Raw genomic sequence first — 13,242 nt, 5'->3', positions numbered from 1 at the left:
CTGCTGGTGGCACGCCGGAAGGTGCGGAGAATAAGGAGCCTGATCTCCTACCTGAACAAAAGGTGCGACTGTGGAAACTGCTCTCCTCGCCCAGCAAGCCGGGAACCATTTTAAGTTCCCAATCCCCCCGCTAAGCCCCCTCAACCCGCCTCGCATTAGCGAGGCGGTACGAGACTCCCTAGCCGAAGTGTTCATGTCGAACTCAGGCTACCGCGTTGACTTCACCAATCACGGCGCTTTCTGCCTTGAGGCAGAGCGCGGTGGTTACCTGTCCGCTGATGACCTCTCTTTGTTGAACCTGTATCCCAACGGCTACGGGTTGTACCAACTGGTGGACTTGGCAGTTGAAAGGGTAGGTTCAAGCCTGCAACTGAACCTGGGGCAAATGCTCACGGAAGATCAGCAGAAGCTGCTGAGCAAGCATTTGAGCTCCAAGCACATCGAGGTTGGTTATGCCTCAACGATTGCCTTGGCCTGCGCGGAGGCCGGCTTGTTGAATGAGGCACAGCTCGCTCCAGTGGTGGCGAATGTCCGTGACAGTGGAGAAGACCTTCTGCGGCTGGCCCACGAATCTCTGGATGCGCTTATTCCCGAGGATTTGAGGCTGGAGCCCTCATTGAGCGATGACGAAACCTATGAGGTTATCGGCACTGCGATCCACGGAGAGCATCTCTACCTGGTCGCAACTGACCGGATGGTGATAAACCTCAAGTTCCCTGAACTGACTTCTGACTTCCTGCCGATCCACATCATCCTGGTCAAAACCCTCGACCTGATGTCTCGGCACCTTGTGCCGTTCAACACACCCGCCAGCGCTATGGGCTACGGCAGTCTTTATTGCTGCGCAATTGACGAGGCATATCAAGGGATGGAAAACGTGGTGGACATGAGCAATCCGATGGCCATCGCAAACTACCTGGAGACAACTCCGTCTGAAAATTTCCCATTTGAAGCTGAGATGATCGGTCTGTTCGATGAAGGGGACGGGCTCACCGAGGAGGCCATAAACCATGCGGTCTACACGCTTTCCGAAATGCACGAACTGAGAACCGACTTTGGCTACTCGGTGGCGAATGCGGACGAGCCCCATGAGGTGCCTGCGCTCATTCTTCAGGCGAAGGAGATACGCGATCACGGTTCAGAACATCGAGAGTTACTTGAGGTGCTGATTGAGGCACTTGAGCTATGCAAGCGGAACCGAGATGAAGGGTACTACTTTGACGAAAGTAACTTCCCAGGCTCTGAGGATGTCGGCCTGCGGTTCTTTGACTGCATTTGGGTAGAGGTTGACGAGAAGTTCCCAAATCTCTCCTGCGAGGCGCTCGATTACTTCAATTCGTATGCCCAAGAGTGTGCAGAGGTATGTGTCGGCCTGCCTATCGGTAACGCGGAGGTTCTGGCACAGGACACGTTGAAGATAATGGATAGAACTCGACAGTGCCTTGACCTGTTGACACGAATCCAATCTTCTCTTAAGGCCGCTCCCCATGCTCAATAACGATACCGAAGCCAAAGCCCTTGTCGTGTACAAGTCCAAGCAGTCCAATCGAATCGACCTGACTTGCCACGACGTTGTTAGCACGAATAAGCCGGGCGAGTTTGTGCTCGGGGCTGGCCGGGCCTTCTCCGTGGAGGACCGTGAGGCGCTGGTCGATGTCCTGCTCAACGTTGAGGATGGCGTCGAGTTTCTCAACCCCAGGATTCTGGTGAAAAGCCGCAGCTGCTTGGTTTGGTACACCCCGCCTCAGCGTATCGATGTGATGGTGAAGGAGGATGGCCCTCTCCGTTCCTTCAATGCCCCGATTCCCGGCCTGCTCTATATCGCCACTGGCGGGAAGCTTCGTTGCTACGCCTACAAAGGCAAGAACCGCCCTGATGCGGACACCCTGCTCTATCGTCCTCCGCTCGGAAACGTCTATGGGGATGGCTCTTTCTGCACGGGGAACGCGAAGACGCCGGGTGACCACTCGGTGTCCAGCATTGAGGGCTGGGAGAATTTTGTGCTGCGCTGCACTAACACCCACTTGGGCGGCGTTAGCGTGATCAATGGCGTGAGCGATTACAAAGCCTTCTGTAGCTTCTACCAGACGTTGAGCGAAAAGGGTGCCAAGAGCTTCCCCAGTGGCAAGCTGGTCGCTGTGTATGCTCGCGGCGGTCACCAGACGTTGGAACAAGCCGTCATGGCAGGTGGTGCCTAATGAGTGGCGCGGTTTTGAAATTGCCGGTTGCACCGGTACTGGAGGCCCCAGCTCGCTGGACTACCGACGAAATTGAAATCGTGGTGATCGGCGCGGGTGGTAACGGCAGCGAAGTTATCGACTGCCTCGCCAGCTTTCACGTTGCTCTGCGAAGCCTGGGCCATCCAGCGGGGTTGAAGGTAACGGTTATTGACGATTCGGAAGTGCGCGAATCTAACGTGGTACGCCAGCGGTTCTGGCCGTGTGACATTGGTCAGTACAAAGCGCTCGCGTTGACCAATCGCTATAACCTGAACCTCGGTACCGAGTGGAGTGGCCTTCCTTTCCGGTTCCCAAGCCCTGAGACAAAAGACTGCATGGAGACGGCAGATGTCGTCATCAGCTGCGTCGATGTGAACTCAGCCAGACGAGCAATCGGAAACTACGAAGGCCGCATTCAGCGGGACGCACTGTGGTTGGACATGGGCAATGCCCACCGCAATGGACAGGCTGTTTTAGGGGCGCTCCACAAGGTACGCCGCGATAGCTACCCGAGTGTGATTGAGGAGTACCCTGAAGTCGAAACTGGCGCGGATAGCAATGTGAAGTCGTGCTCTGTGGCTGAGTCCATTGCTTCCCAGGACTGTCTAGTGAACCGGACGGTTGCTACTGCGGCGATGAACCCCCTGTGGGAGTTGTTGCGCACTGGATCAACTCGGAAACACTGGATCATGGTCAACCTAGAAACGGGTGAGCAAGGCAGTTACCCGTTCCCGGCAACCTAGATCAAAGCCAACTGCTTCGAGCGGAAGACTACCTCGGCCAATCGTTCAGCTGCATCTTCAGCCTGAGATGACCGGGCCATGAAATGCTCGCGCAAGTCGCGGACATAGTGCCCGGAGCATTTCACGCAGATCGAGAAGTCCTGCAGGACGGGAAGATCACCGTCCGCGACTACTCCCACCACGCCCCCGTCCCGGACATGCACGGAACAAAGGGGAACCACCTGGTCAATCGACTCTCCAGTATTGCTCAAGGCAAGATGCACGCGCTGTTCAGCAAGTAGCATCAGCAGTACAGCGCTATGCGGCAGATCGACTGTGGTGGTCTTCAAGATGGGTCAGTTCCTCAGTTCGGCAGCCAGTATAACTTCGGTTCATCCATGCTGAGGGCCATTTTAGGGGCACTTCCTCCACACTATTTGGGGTAGAGGAACCACAATGCCCAGCATCCATTTCTACGACGCGATTACTATCGGTAAGCACCCTGCAGACGGTCAGCTCGTACGCTACGACTCCCTGTATTGCCTGCCTGGCTCTGTCGCACACGATTCAACGAACATTCAGCTGCGGGATGACGTCCTTGCATCGCCGGAACAGATTGAAGATGGCGATGCAGCTTTGATGGATCTGGCAGCAGGTGTATCTGAGCTGAGTTGGGCCCGCGCGGCTCACCGAGTGTTCACTGCTCCAGATTGCCTTCATGTCGCTTTCGGTGGTACCGGGCGGCTTGAACAGTTCCTGCGCTTCAGCATGTACCGGAATCTGCTGCCCTTCCCGGGGGCATCCCATCCGCATGGGCTTCATTGCCTCGACCTGGAGACGATCGCACTTGCGGTACAACTCCTGCGGCCAGAGGTATTTCCCTGGCCAGGTGTGAAGATGACCAACTTGCATCAATTCCTCACATGGGACGCGAAGCTAAGCGGCGACAGCCTTGCTGTTCGCTCCAAGGAGATATTGGGTGCTCTGGTAGAAGCGGCTCCCAAAATGGTTGAGCACTCGATAAAGACGTCGTGGTTGCCGGGTGTGAGGTCGTCCTTGGGACTCGACGGCGGTGAGGTGACAGACCTGGATGCAGTCCGGCCATCACTTATCATCCACTCATCTATCGGCGGCCGGCGCAGCGCCGTGATTGCGTTCCCGGTGGCAGTTGATACTAACTACCCTGACATTCTGTTTGCCGCAGACCTCGAATCCGATCTGACTGAGCTATGTGACCCTACAACGGATGACCTGAGTGTCCTGGTTCGCTCAAGGCCAGATGATCGGAGCAAACCTCTAGTTCGTATAAGCCTGGCTCGCCTCCCCTTCTGCTCGCCGCTAAAAGCCATACGCAAAGAGGACGCCATGCGCTTGGGGGTGAACCTGGAAGTGGTCGCGGCCAACGTGGCGCTTTTGCGAAACAGTCGTTTCCTCGCTGCTCGACTGAAGGAGGATGCAATCCTTGCCCTTCCCCCTCAACCGTTCGATGTCTATCACAGGCTATGGGCAGGAGAGTTCTCAGCAGTTGAACAAGAGCGGATGAGAAACCTGCAGGAAGCCGACCCAAGCAGATGGCTTGAGATCGCTTCAGGCTCGACCGATGCACGATTCATTGAGCTTTGCGAAAGGCTGTTGGGCCGTGAGGCACCGGGGTTGCTCCCCGAGTCGATGATGGAGACCTGGAAGAGCCATGTTCTAAGCAGAGCCACTGGGGATTTGGTGAAGGCAGAATCGCTGGCGAGCCTCATCAAACGGTCGCAGGATATTGTGGACAGATCCCCGACTGCTGTTGGCCTGGTGAGGCTGCATGAGCGCCTGGTCAGGATCACCGGACAACCGAGAGCGTCCACTTGATGACCACCTACGACCCATACGAGTTCGTGACTTTCACCGGATACCCTTCGGCCCAGCACCCGCTGGGGGAACCGTATTTCTCACTGATGCATTTCATCGAGTCTGAAAAATTCAGAGGTGTAGACGAGGACTATCGTTCTTACCTCAGAACCCTGGAAGACCCAATCGACTTTCGCCTTGAGACAGTGGGTGTGGCGCAGTGCCGGCATCGTGCAGATTGGGATGGGGTAAAGATCAACCTGATCCATGCCGGTCTCTGGATGCAACTCGTGCAGAGGCAGGAGGAGCTGCGAGAACGGGTGCTGATTCCCGAATGCTCAACGGGCATCCGATTGATTGATGAAGCGGCCAGATCGATTTACAAGCGACTGATTGAAGCCAACAAGCCAGAGGAAGCCTTGCGACGTGTGATCCTTGCTGGTGATTCAGGGCTTGCTCCAGCAGTGGTACGGGACATGCTCGATGGTATTTTCAAAAGCCGCCTTCCTGACGAGATCTACTTGCTTGCCGGCGATGATGTTGCCCGAGTTGCGAGCGACTATGCGACGAGCCGATACATCCCGATCCGCATGTTTGAGTCGGGAGAGGAGAGCAAAGTTGCAGAGGGAATGCTCTTGAAAGGCTCACATGTCTTCACGTTTGGCCGTGAACAAGCGCCAGTCTGCAACTTCGCTCAGGCAGTTCTTGAGCTCTCCACGCGACAGGGAAAGGTGGTGCACCACATTCCCGTGGGTGACTAACGTGCGCCTGGTCGTTGCATTGCTGGCATTGGCCTGCGGCTCTGGGTGCGTTTCCCAGCCAGCATGGGTGGCTTCCCCGGCCTCGGCCGCATGCTCTGATATCGCTAGCAAGGAGTGTCTGAGCGAGATACTGGTACAAAACGCGATCGGCCCTGCAGTCTCCGCTCAAGCACGCGATGCTGTAATCCGAGATGCTCGTTTGACCCTGGCCAGCATCGGCGTTTCAGAGCCTCAGTCCTTAATCGAGTTCATGGATAGCCAAGAGAAGTGGATGTGTGCTCTGCCCGAAGACGCGTTATGGCAGGCCGCAGAAGCCGTTGAGATGGCCCGAGCAGGACGGCTCCCGGCAGCAGTGAAGGCTATAGCCGCCCTCCCTGATGGAGCAGGCAAGCGCTTTGCTATGCAGAAGACGACTGCACTGGCAGCGAAGGTAAATGACCAAGAATCGCTGGGAGGCATGCTGGTGCTGCTCAGCCATGATGATAAGCAAGCCTACATTGAGGGCCTCCAGGCCCGCTTGCTGAATCTACTGTCCATAGGCGACTTGGAGCGTGCGTCATCCCTGCAGGCCGAGCTGCTTAACGGACTACCGGCTGGCAAGGAAGGTGGGCTGGCCGCCGCTCAAATTGCAATCAGCTATGTGGTGACGGGTCACACCGACGATGCTAATGCGTTCCTACGCAAAGCTGCGGCAAGGAACCCGGATGCAGCAAGTGATGACGTCAGGCGCCTGCTCAATATGATGATTGCCGCATCTCAGGGCACATACCCACCGCCGCAAGACTTCTTCGAGTTCTCCAGTGACGCAGTGCGCCTACAAGCGCACATGGAGATGGTGATCTTCTATGCCCGAATAGGCCAAACCGACTTTTCGCGACGGATTGCGGGGGACATGGCGAGGTTGGCCGAGAAGAGGTCGTTCAGGGGTGAGGTCGGAGTTTCTAATGCGGCCTTCAGCAAGCTGCTGATTGAGGCGTTTTAAGGTTTCACTAACTGCTAGGAAGGCTTCTGGCACGGGCCTCTGCGCTGGAAGATGGACGAAATCCAAATACGGAAGCGTCCAATGGCCAGCACTATTGAAACCACCTCCACCGATCTCGGAAATCTGCTGAAGCCCCTCTGCAGAATTTCGCCCCGCAAGAACGGTGGCGCTCACGGTTACCTCTTGTTTCAGCTTGCCGATGGATCTATCGAGGTTACTGCGAGCAACGCACACCAGCAGATGTCTCTCAAAGGTAATACTGCTGCCTTCTTGACCTCTGGTGATGACGAGAGCTTCTGCGTCCCGGCTGCCAAGCTGGAATCGATTGTGTCGGCCCTCCCCCGCTCGGCGGGCGTCACCTTGAGCCATAGTGATGGCAAGATCAAAGTGGTCTGCGGGAGTGCGCGATTCACCCTGTTGGCCTTCCCCGCATCTGATTTCCCGCAGATGACTATCGACAACTTTGCTTCGACGGTAATGCTGGTCGATGGCGCGATGGTTGCCGGTGCTCTCCGGCAGGTTGGCTTCTGCGCAGCTCGCAATGAGGCACGCCATTATCTGAATGGGGTGCTGTTTGAGATGGCGCCTGGGCGACTTACTCTCGCTGCTTCTGATGGGCTACGCATGGGCGTTGTAGACCTCTGTGTTGAGGCGGTCAACGATGATTCCTTCATTCTCCCCAGCAGCTGCATCGAAGACGTTGCACTGTTCATTTCGTCAGCTGCGGAGGAGCAGATTGAGTTGGCCATCTGCAGCAACCTGGTTCGATTTACATCACCGACAGGTGTTCTCTTCTCGACCTTGATCGATGGGAAGTTTCCTGACTACCGGCGTTTGATCAATGCAGCTGAGAAAGGGGTGCCCTTGCAGATCAATCGTCAGGAGATGGCTGACTCCCTCTCTCGCGTAGCTTTGCTGTCCCAAGGAGGTTCTCCGTTTGTACGGTTGGGCTGTCAAGGTGAGAGCCTAACTGTCCAGTCCGTTGCCGGTGACGACGCTGCGCTTGATGTTCTGCCTTGTGATTACACCGGTGAACCCTTTGAAGTCGGTCTGCAGGTTGGCTTGGCTAGTGAGATTGTGCGGTCGTTGCCGTCTGACCAACTTCGATTTGTTTACAACGGAGCTTCTGGCACGTTGCTACGTCCAACAGACTTCCCCTCACACAGTTTTGTATTGATGCCGGTTCGCCTCTAGCGCCGGCGAGGGGAATGAAGATGACCATGACTGCAACCAGTAAGAATGCTGTGAAGCCCAGCCACCGGTCTGGCAAGGTTGGTTTCCGCTTGCCAGAGGCGCTGCCTCCCATTCCCGTTCTCGATGGCCCCAAGACCCTGCTCAGTGCTGAGCAGGAGCAGGGCCTTGGATACCGAATCATCCAAGGCCAGCTGGACCTGGTAAGCGCCCTTGCGGTGGACACAGGCATCGTCGAGTCCATGGTGAAGGATATGTGGGACGCCTTGGGTGAAAACGACAACGCCGACAAGGCTGTCGCGCTGGTTTATCACCAGGGGCTCTGGCTCCGCGCTGGGATGCTGCCAAAGGCTGAGTTCGCAAACCTTGCGCGCAAGAAACTCAACTCGATCCGCAGTCTGATCAGTGAGCTGCGTGCCATGACGAAGCAGGGTTTGGATGAGACGCTGTTTACGGCCGCGGTACGCGACGAACTCCGCGCGCGCCTGGGTCAAATCCTTCCGTACGACTACATCCTGAATCGCGCAGCTGATCAGTTTCGAGTCAAGTGCAAAGGCCTGAGCGCACTTTGCCGTGACCTGGTGAAGTTCATTTCTGAAGAGGTACGCCTTTCTAAGGCTCAAGTTGAAGGCATCGTGTGTGGGAACTGGACATCGCCGAAGCTTATTCCGGCGTTGCTGGCATCAGGGGGCTATGAGCTGAAGTTCTATCCGCCGGCGGAGATGAAGCGCCTGCGCAACGGGATCGTTGAACGTCAGCACCAGATTCTGCATGCGGCAACTATTGGTGAAGCGCCTGCAGGTGACCTGCTGGCATCCTGGTCGGTCTTCATGCGTTTTGGTCGCGATATCGAGGCCTGTGTTGAAACCTTCGTCAAGGCGAACATGCGTCTGGTAGAGCGCCATGTCTATCAGTACCGCTTCGCTGACATTGAGATTGTTCGGTCCGCAGCGAACATGGGCCTGGTTCGCGCTGTTTACCGTTTTGCCCCGGAAATGGGATTCAAGTTCTCGACGATCGCTGTTACCTGGATTCGCGTCTGCATTCTGCGAGACCTCAATGAGCAAGAGATGATCCGCTTGCCTGAAGGTGCCCATCAATCGTTGCAGAAGCTGAAGGCGGCCCTAGCGGCCAACCCCAATGCATCGCAGGAAGCGCTGGAAGAGATGACGGGTTTGTCTGCAGACGACGTCGAGAACTTGATGTACCTGGTTGGTATCGGGAAACCCGTGTCTCTCGATAGCACCTACCAGGAGGCTGGTTCCGCTGATGTTGAAGGTATGCATGAATCGATTGCGGACACGAACATCAGCTTCGAGACGGAAGTTGTAGATGAGAATGCCAGCGAGTTTGTGGGTGGCATTCTCAGTGAGCTGCTGGATGATCGAGAGATGCTTGTGATCACTCATCGATTCGGTTTGGGAGGTACCGAGGAGAAGACCCTGGCTGACATGGCTGAGATGATGAATCTGTCCAAGGAGCGGGTTCGCCAGATCCAGTGCCAGGCCTTGGAGAAACTGCGCAATAGTGAATACGGCGAAAGCCTGCTCGAGCTCTGGGAGGAATGATCATGGGTTCACAACTGCCAGTCGCTGGTACAGCGATCGAAGTGCAAGGCGTGATGGGTAGCTTTGTGGGGGTAGATCTCAAAGCTGACGGTGGTGTTGCTTTCACCATTAAGGCGAGTCAGAGCAACGTCAGGCTGATGTCAGAGCGACTGCGAGCGCTAGGTTCAGATTCGATCGTGATCAGCGAAGAAGTGATCCAGGTGCCCTACTCCGATTGTCGCTGGCGCTCCATGCCAGCTGGCGGGCTGTTCGATGAGGAAACTCAGGTGATGCTCGGTCGTACCGAAGGCTGTCTGCAGGCGGGCAGGATTGCCCATGCGTTTCAAACGACACTTTCCCGGCGTAACAGGCTCTGAGCTCGTTCGATTTGACGTGACGATGCTCTCTGATCACTAGACACCATTTGCGCGTACTCAGCAGCGCCTTCGAAATCTCCTATGACCTGCAGTTGGTAGGCTAGCTGCAATTGAACATCAACATCCTCGTGATCCGGTTGGTCGAGAGTTGAAACCGGTGATGTCTCAGGCTCCTCAGTCATAGCCTCACTAGCAAGATCAGCGAGTGTGGTTTCAGGCTCTGCGGCCGCTGGCTGGGCTGGCGCTAGCCCTGGCATAGCTCTGAATCGCGTAGCTGTCGCCGTTTGGTCACCTGCGTTGGTTTCCGGCTCGAGTTCCGGTTGAGTGGCAACACGAACATGGGCATTCATTCGGCTGTTCCAGAGTATGCAAATCGCGATAGCCACAAACGCGATTCCCAGGGCCCCAATGAGTTCTTCCACCGTTAGATCTCCTCTTCAGTAATCCCAATAGTGGCTGTGGACTGCCCCTTTTAGCCGCTAGTGGCACAGAGCGTTGCTGCCAATACTAGCGTTATTCCAACAGAGGTAAGTCCCATGTCTATCGCCCCATCCCCTGATAACCAAGTCATCGAGATTCCAGTCAATATGAATGGCGTTCTTCGAGTGTCCCTTCCTCCTCACATGAGCGAGGAAGGCTTCCGCGAGCTGGCTATGGAGCGTTTCATTCAGAGCCTCAAGAATGAGGTTCTACTGGGCGAGTCGGGAGAGGCCACTTACTCATTCGATGGTGAAGTGTGGGGAACCGAGGGGCAGGCCCAGGTAGGAAATTTGATGTTCGAGGTGCAGCACGACCTAGCGCAGAACATCTCAGGAGCAGTAGTCGCTCTGAAGCCTCGCCCGGGCGAATTCGGTGCAAACCGGTTCCGTAGCCGAGTGTGTGCTTATGTCTCTGAGCATGAGGTCTACGTCACCGCTTTCGATCCAAAAGTGGGATCAGAGCGCGTTCTGACAACGGCTCGGATGGAGGGTGATGACGTGGTTGTACACGTGATGAATCCAGCCGACGAAGACGCGCATTCCGCAGGCGAGATAACTCCCCTTGCCAGCATCCCTTTCAGCGGTTTGGCTTCTGCACTGAATTGAGCATTTAGGGGCACTGCAGGCCCACTATTCCAGGTATGAAAAGCCTTTGGAGTAGCCTGCGGTGCCATTAACTCGACGGAAGTTTGTGAAGCTCTCAGCTGCTGCATGTGCTGCAGCTGCAGGGGTCGGCTTCGGGGTCAAGTCGCCCAAAGCCTGGGCAATCGATACATCAATCGTCCAACTCATCAGTGTTGACCCTGCCACACTCGAGTACATGGTCTACGGACCGTGTTGTTACTGGTGTGAGGACTACCTGATTGTCAGTCACTATCAACCTTGCGCAATCATTGAAGTGATTAAAGGTGGTGGCGATACGGCTATGGGTCAGTCGATGGGCAGTCCGCTTAGCACTGGTACCGACAATAACGATTACACCTCCATGCAGGTCCGAATCTGGGAGGCTCCTGAATGGGCCATTGATATGGCGATGGCCTATCAGTCTTGCAAACTATGTGGTGTTGACGAGGCGAGAACCGAGAATCCACCGAGCACCAATGTCGGCGATGTCTGTGGAGCGGCCGCAAATAAGTTGATCCAGAAGGCGGTTCAGCAGTTCAACAGCAACATGCCCGACTGCTTTCCTAAGCTTATCTACGACACAGAGATGGACCCGACCTGGAATACAGGGTGCCGTGACATCGCTATGGCGTCAGGCTTGGGCCTACTGGAGTGCAATACATTCACCTCGATGTTCAATCTCTTCGGCCAGGAGCGTTGCATCGGTCCGAACTGGGGCCCGTTGTATCCACGCCAGATGGCTTCCCACAACGACAACGCTGCCATCGCGGCCGGTATTGCGGCCTACCGAGCTATCCATGTCAGCGGCTTTGCGATTGGTTCCTTTCCGTTCAATGCGGCTTTGTCGGTTGGAAAGCTGCAGCAGACAGCTCCACATGTAACGGTCGGCTTCCAGGCGGGAAGCTTTGCCCTGGACACGGCGATGAGGCTCTATCCTGTCTCGCTCGAAGAGATCTATGCATTTGTCTGGTGGGTACCTGTGGGTTGCTGCAAGACCTATGACGAGGTGATGGGTATGTGCGAGCCCCAAATGCCCTGTTCCTAGCTTCTGGCACAGATTGAGATTCGTAGAGTAGTCCTCGAGCACACGAGGGCTACCAAAATGCAAAACAGCATCCAGATCCACACCGCACCACTGATCCGCAATTTCGCGACTCTTCTCGACGACGCCTCCATCCAAGTCACCACGAAACTCGGCACCGAAACTCTGGTACGTGCAGAGTTCAAGTGCACCACCTTCCCTTCTGACACCAATCAGCAGTTGAACTTCCTGAAAGAGCAGGTCGATCGCGCCAACCCTGGTGCAATTGATCTCCTGCGCGGTGTTGCTGGCCGCTGCCTGGAAGACCAGCTGGACGCAGTGCGACAGCTTATTGCTGGTTCTGGCACGCATCTCAACGGTTAAGACTTCACTTAGCGCATCCCGCGCATTCACGATAGGACAGACACCATGAACGAACAGAAGAAGAAGGCGCTTAGCGCAGCACTCGGCCAGATCGAAAAGCAGTTTGGCAAAGGTGCCGTTATCTGTATGGGCGACCATGAGCGCCAGGCGATCCCTGCGATCTCCACCGGCTCCCTTGGCCTCGACATCGCGCTGGGTATCGGCGGCCTGCCCAAGGGCCGTATCGTCGAGATCTACGGCCCGGAGTCTTCGGGTAAGACCACTCTGACTCTCTCCGTAATCGCCGAAGCGCAGAAGATCGGCGCTACCTGTGCCTTCGTCGACGCCGAACATGCCCTCGATCCCGACTATGCCGGCAAGCTTGGCGTCAATGTTGACGACCTGCTGGTCTCCCAGCCGGACACCGGCGAGCAGGCCCTGGAAATTACCGACATGCTGGTACGCTCCAATGCCGTTGACGTGATCATCGTTGACTCCGTGGCTGCCCTGGTGCCCAAGGCCGAGATCGAAGGCGAAATGGGCGATACCCATGTTGGCCTGCAGGCCCGCCTGATGAGCCAGGCGCTGCGCAAGATCACCGGCAACATCAAGAACGCCAACTGCCTGGTCATCTTCATCAACCAGATTCGCATGAAGATCGGCGTCATGTTCGGCAACCCGGAAACCACTACCGGTGGTAACGCTCTCAAGTTCTACGCTTCGGTACGCCTGGATATCCGCCGTACGGGCGCGGTGAAGGAAGGCGACGACGTGGTCGGCAGCGAAACCCGCGTCAAGGTGGTGAAGAACAAGGTAGCGCCGCCGTTCCGTCAGGCCGAATTCCAGATCATGTATGGCAAGGGTATCTACCGGACCGGTGAAATCATCGACCTGGGTGTGCCGTTGGGCATCGTGGAGAAGGCAGGGGCCTGGTACAGCTATCAGGGCAACAAGATCGGCCAGGGCAAGGCGAACGCGGCTAAGTACCTGGAAGATAACCCAGGTGTTGCTCAGGAAATCGAGCAACTGATTCTCGCTAAGCGTGTTACCGCTCCAGTGCCGGTTGAACAGGTTGAATCCCTCGAAGAAGAGGTAGCGGAAGCCGTGTAGTAGGCCTCCGCGG

Annotated in this window: 14 protein-coding genes; 13 read left to right on the top strand and 1 reads right to left on the bottom strand. The window is 56.1% G+C overall.

Annotation, left to right across the window (positions count from 1 at the left end; genetic code table 11):
* The first annotated feature begins 193 nt into the window (after nt 1–193).
* The 3 genes from ACSVIK_RS02970 to ACSVIK_RS02960 are packed head-to-tail and all read left to right on the top strand — an operon-like array spanning nt 194 to nt 2,962.
* Entirely contained in the window at nt 194–1,498 is a 1,305-nt protein-coding gene (locus ACSVIK_RS02970) for a hypothetical protein (protein WP_442442893.1), read from the top strand.
* Nucleotides 1,488–2,198: a PRTRC system protein B gene (locus ACSVIK_RS02965; protein WP_442442892.1), complete on the top strand. Its 711-nt coding sequence runs from the start codon at nt 1,488–1,490 to the stop codon at nt 2,196–2,198. Before ACSVIK_RS02970 ends, ACSVIK_RS02965 begins: the two co-directional genes overlap by 11 nt.
* Nucleotides 2,198–2,962: a PRTRC system ThiF family protein gene (locus tag ACSVIK_RS02960; RefSeq protein ID WP_442442891.1), complete on the top strand. Its 765-nt coding sequence runs from the start codon at nt 2,198–2,200 to the stop codon at nt 2,960–2,962. The genes ACSVIK_RS02965 and ACSVIK_RS02960 overlap by 1 nt, the downstream gene beginning before the upstream one ends.
* On the opposite strand, the gene ACSVIK_RS02955 is transcribed toward ACSVIK_RS02960, so the two are convergent.
* Nucleotides 2,959–3,291, bottom strand: coding sequence for a hypothetical protein (locus tag ACSVIK_RS02955; protein WP_442442890.1), 333 nt, complete (start codon nt 3,289–3,291; stop codon nt 2,959–2,961). The two genes, ACSVIK_RS02960 and ACSVIK_RS02955, sit on opposite strands and share 4 nt — an antisense overlap.
* A gap of 106 nt (nt 3,292–3,397) precedes the next feature.
* Between ACSVIK_RS02955 and ACSVIK_RS02950 the strand changes: the two genes are divergently transcribed.
* The 10 genes from ACSVIK_RS02950 (at nt 3,398) to recA (ending at nt 13,229) form a co-directional block, all read left to right on the top strand.
* Entirely contained in the window at nt 3,398–4,795 is a 1,398-nt protein-coding gene (locus ACSVIK_RS02950) for a hypothetical protein (protein ID WP_442442889.1), read from the top strand.
* Complete coding sequence (locus ACSVIK_RS02945) at nt 4,795–5,535, top strand: hypothetical protein (protein WP_442442888.1); 741 nt, start codon at nt 4,795–4,797, stop codon at nt 5,533–5,535. The genes ACSVIK_RS02950 and ACSVIK_RS02945 overlap by 1 nt, the downstream gene beginning before the upstream one ends.
* A gap of 199 nt (nt 5,536–5,734) precedes the next feature.
* The gene (locus tag ACSVIK_RS02940; protein ID WP_442442887.1) at nt 5,735–6,517 is read left to right on the top strand and encodes a hypothetical protein; all 783 of its coding nucleotides are present in this window, start codon (nt 5,735–5,737) and stop codon (nt 6,515–6,517) included.
* 81 nt (nt 6,518–6,598) lie between these two features.
* Complete coding sequence (gene dnaN / locus ACSVIK_RS02935; protein ID WP_442442886.1) at nt 6,599–7,711, top strand: DNA polymerase III subunit beta; 1,113 nt, start codon at nt 6,599–6,601, stop codon at nt 7,709–7,711.
* Between the two features lie 26 nt (nt 7,712–7,737).
* Nucleotides 7,738–9,276 (top strand): sigma-70 family RNA polymerase sigma factor, encoded by a 1,539-nt coding sequence (locus ACSVIK_RS02930; RefSeq protein ID WP_442442885.1) that lies wholly within the window; start codon nt 7,738–7,740, stop codon nt 9,274–9,276.
* 2 nt (nt 9,277–9,278) lie between these two features.
* The gene (locus tag ACSVIK_RS02925) at nt 9,279–9,632 is read left to right on the top strand and encodes a hypothetical protein (RefSeq protein WP_442442884.1); all 354 of its coding nucleotides are present in this window, start codon (nt 9,279–9,281) and stop codon (nt 9,630–9,632) included.
* A gap of 536 nt (nt 9,633–10,168) precedes the next feature.
* The gene (locus tag ACSVIK_RS02920) at nt 10,169–10,717 is read left to right on the top strand and encodes a hypothetical protein (RefSeq protein WP_442442883.1); all 549 of its coding nucleotides are present in this window, start codon (nt 10,169–10,171) and stop codon (nt 10,715–10,717) included.
* A 61-nt stretch (nt 10,718–10,778) separates the two neighbouring features.
* On the top strand, nt 10,779–11,780 hold the full coding sequence (locus ACSVIK_RS02915) for a twin-arginine translocation signal domain-containing protein (protein WP_442442882.1): 1,002 nt from the start codon (nt 10,779–10,781) through the stop codon (nt 11,778–11,780).
* Between the two features lie 57 nt (nt 11,781–11,837).
* Entirely contained in the window at nt 11,838–12,140 is a 303-nt protein-coding gene (locus ACSVIK_RS02910; RefSeq protein WP_442442881.1) for a hypothetical protein, read from the top strand.
* Nucleotides 12,141–12,185: 45 nt separating this feature from the next.
* Nucleotides 12,186–13,229, top strand: coding sequence for a recombinase RecA (recA, locus tag ACSVIK_RS02905; RefSeq protein ID WP_442442880.1), 1,044 nt, complete (start codon nt 12,186–12,188; stop codon nt 13,227–13,229).
* Nucleotides 13,230–13,242: the final 13 nt, after the last annotated feature.

Origin of the sequence: Pseudomonas sp. NCHU5216 (assembly GCF_052156495.1) — a bacterium.
Lineage (GTDB): Bacteria > Pseudomonadota > Gammaproteobacteria > Pseudomonadales > Pseudomonadaceae > Aquipseudomonas.
This window is presented reverse-complemented; position numbering and strand designations above follow the sequence as displayed.

What these genes read in the sequence shown, in the direction of transcription:
- ACSVIK_RS02960 (WP_442442891.1), top strand. Translation starts at nt 2,198, where the DNA reads ATGAGTGGCGCGGTTTTGAAATTGCCGGTTGCACCGGTACTGGAGGCC.
- ACSVIK_RS02970 (WP_442442893.1), top strand. Translation starts at nt 194, where the DNA reads ATGTCGAACTCAGGCTACCGCGTTGACTTCACCAATCACGGCGCTTTC.
- ACSVIK_RS02965 (WP_442442892.1), top strand. Translation starts at nt 1,488, where the DNA reads ATGCTCAATAACGATACCGAAGCCAAAGCCCTTGTCGTGTACAAGTCC.
- ACSVIK_RS02930 (WP_442442885.1), top strand. Translation starts at nt 7,738, where the DNA reads ATGACTGCAACCAGTAAGAATGCTGTGAAGCCCAGCCACCGGTCTGGC.
- recA (WP_442442880.1), top strand. Translation starts at nt 12,186, where the DNA reads ATGAACGAACAGAAGAAGAAGGCGCTTAGCGCAGCACTCGGCCAGATC.
- dnaN (WP_442442886.1), top strand. Translation starts at nt 6,599, where the DNA reads ATGGCCAGCACTATTGAAACCACCTCCACCGATCTCGGAAATCTGCTG.
- ACSVIK_RS02945 (WP_442442888.1), top strand. Translation starts at nt 4,795, where the DNA reads ATGACCACCTACGACCCATACGAGTTCGTGACTTTCACCGGATACCCT.
- ACSVIK_RS02910 (WP_442442881.1), top strand. Translation starts at nt 11,838, where the DNA reads ATGCAAAACAGCATCCAGATCCACACCGCACCACTGATCCGCAATTTC.
- ACSVIK_RS02920 (WP_442442883.1), top strand. Translation starts at nt 10,169, where the DNA reads ATGTCTATCGCCCCATCCCCTGATAACCAAGTCATCGAGATTCCAGTC.
- ACSVIK_RS02950 (WP_442442889.1), top strand. Translation starts at nt 3,398, where the DNA reads ATGCCCAGCATCCATTTCTACGACGCGATTACTATCGGTAAGCACCCT.
- ACSVIK_RS02925 (WP_442442884.1), top strand. Translation starts at nt 9,279, where the DNA reads ATGGGTTCACAACTGCCAGTCGCTGGTACAGCGATCGAAGTGCAAGGC.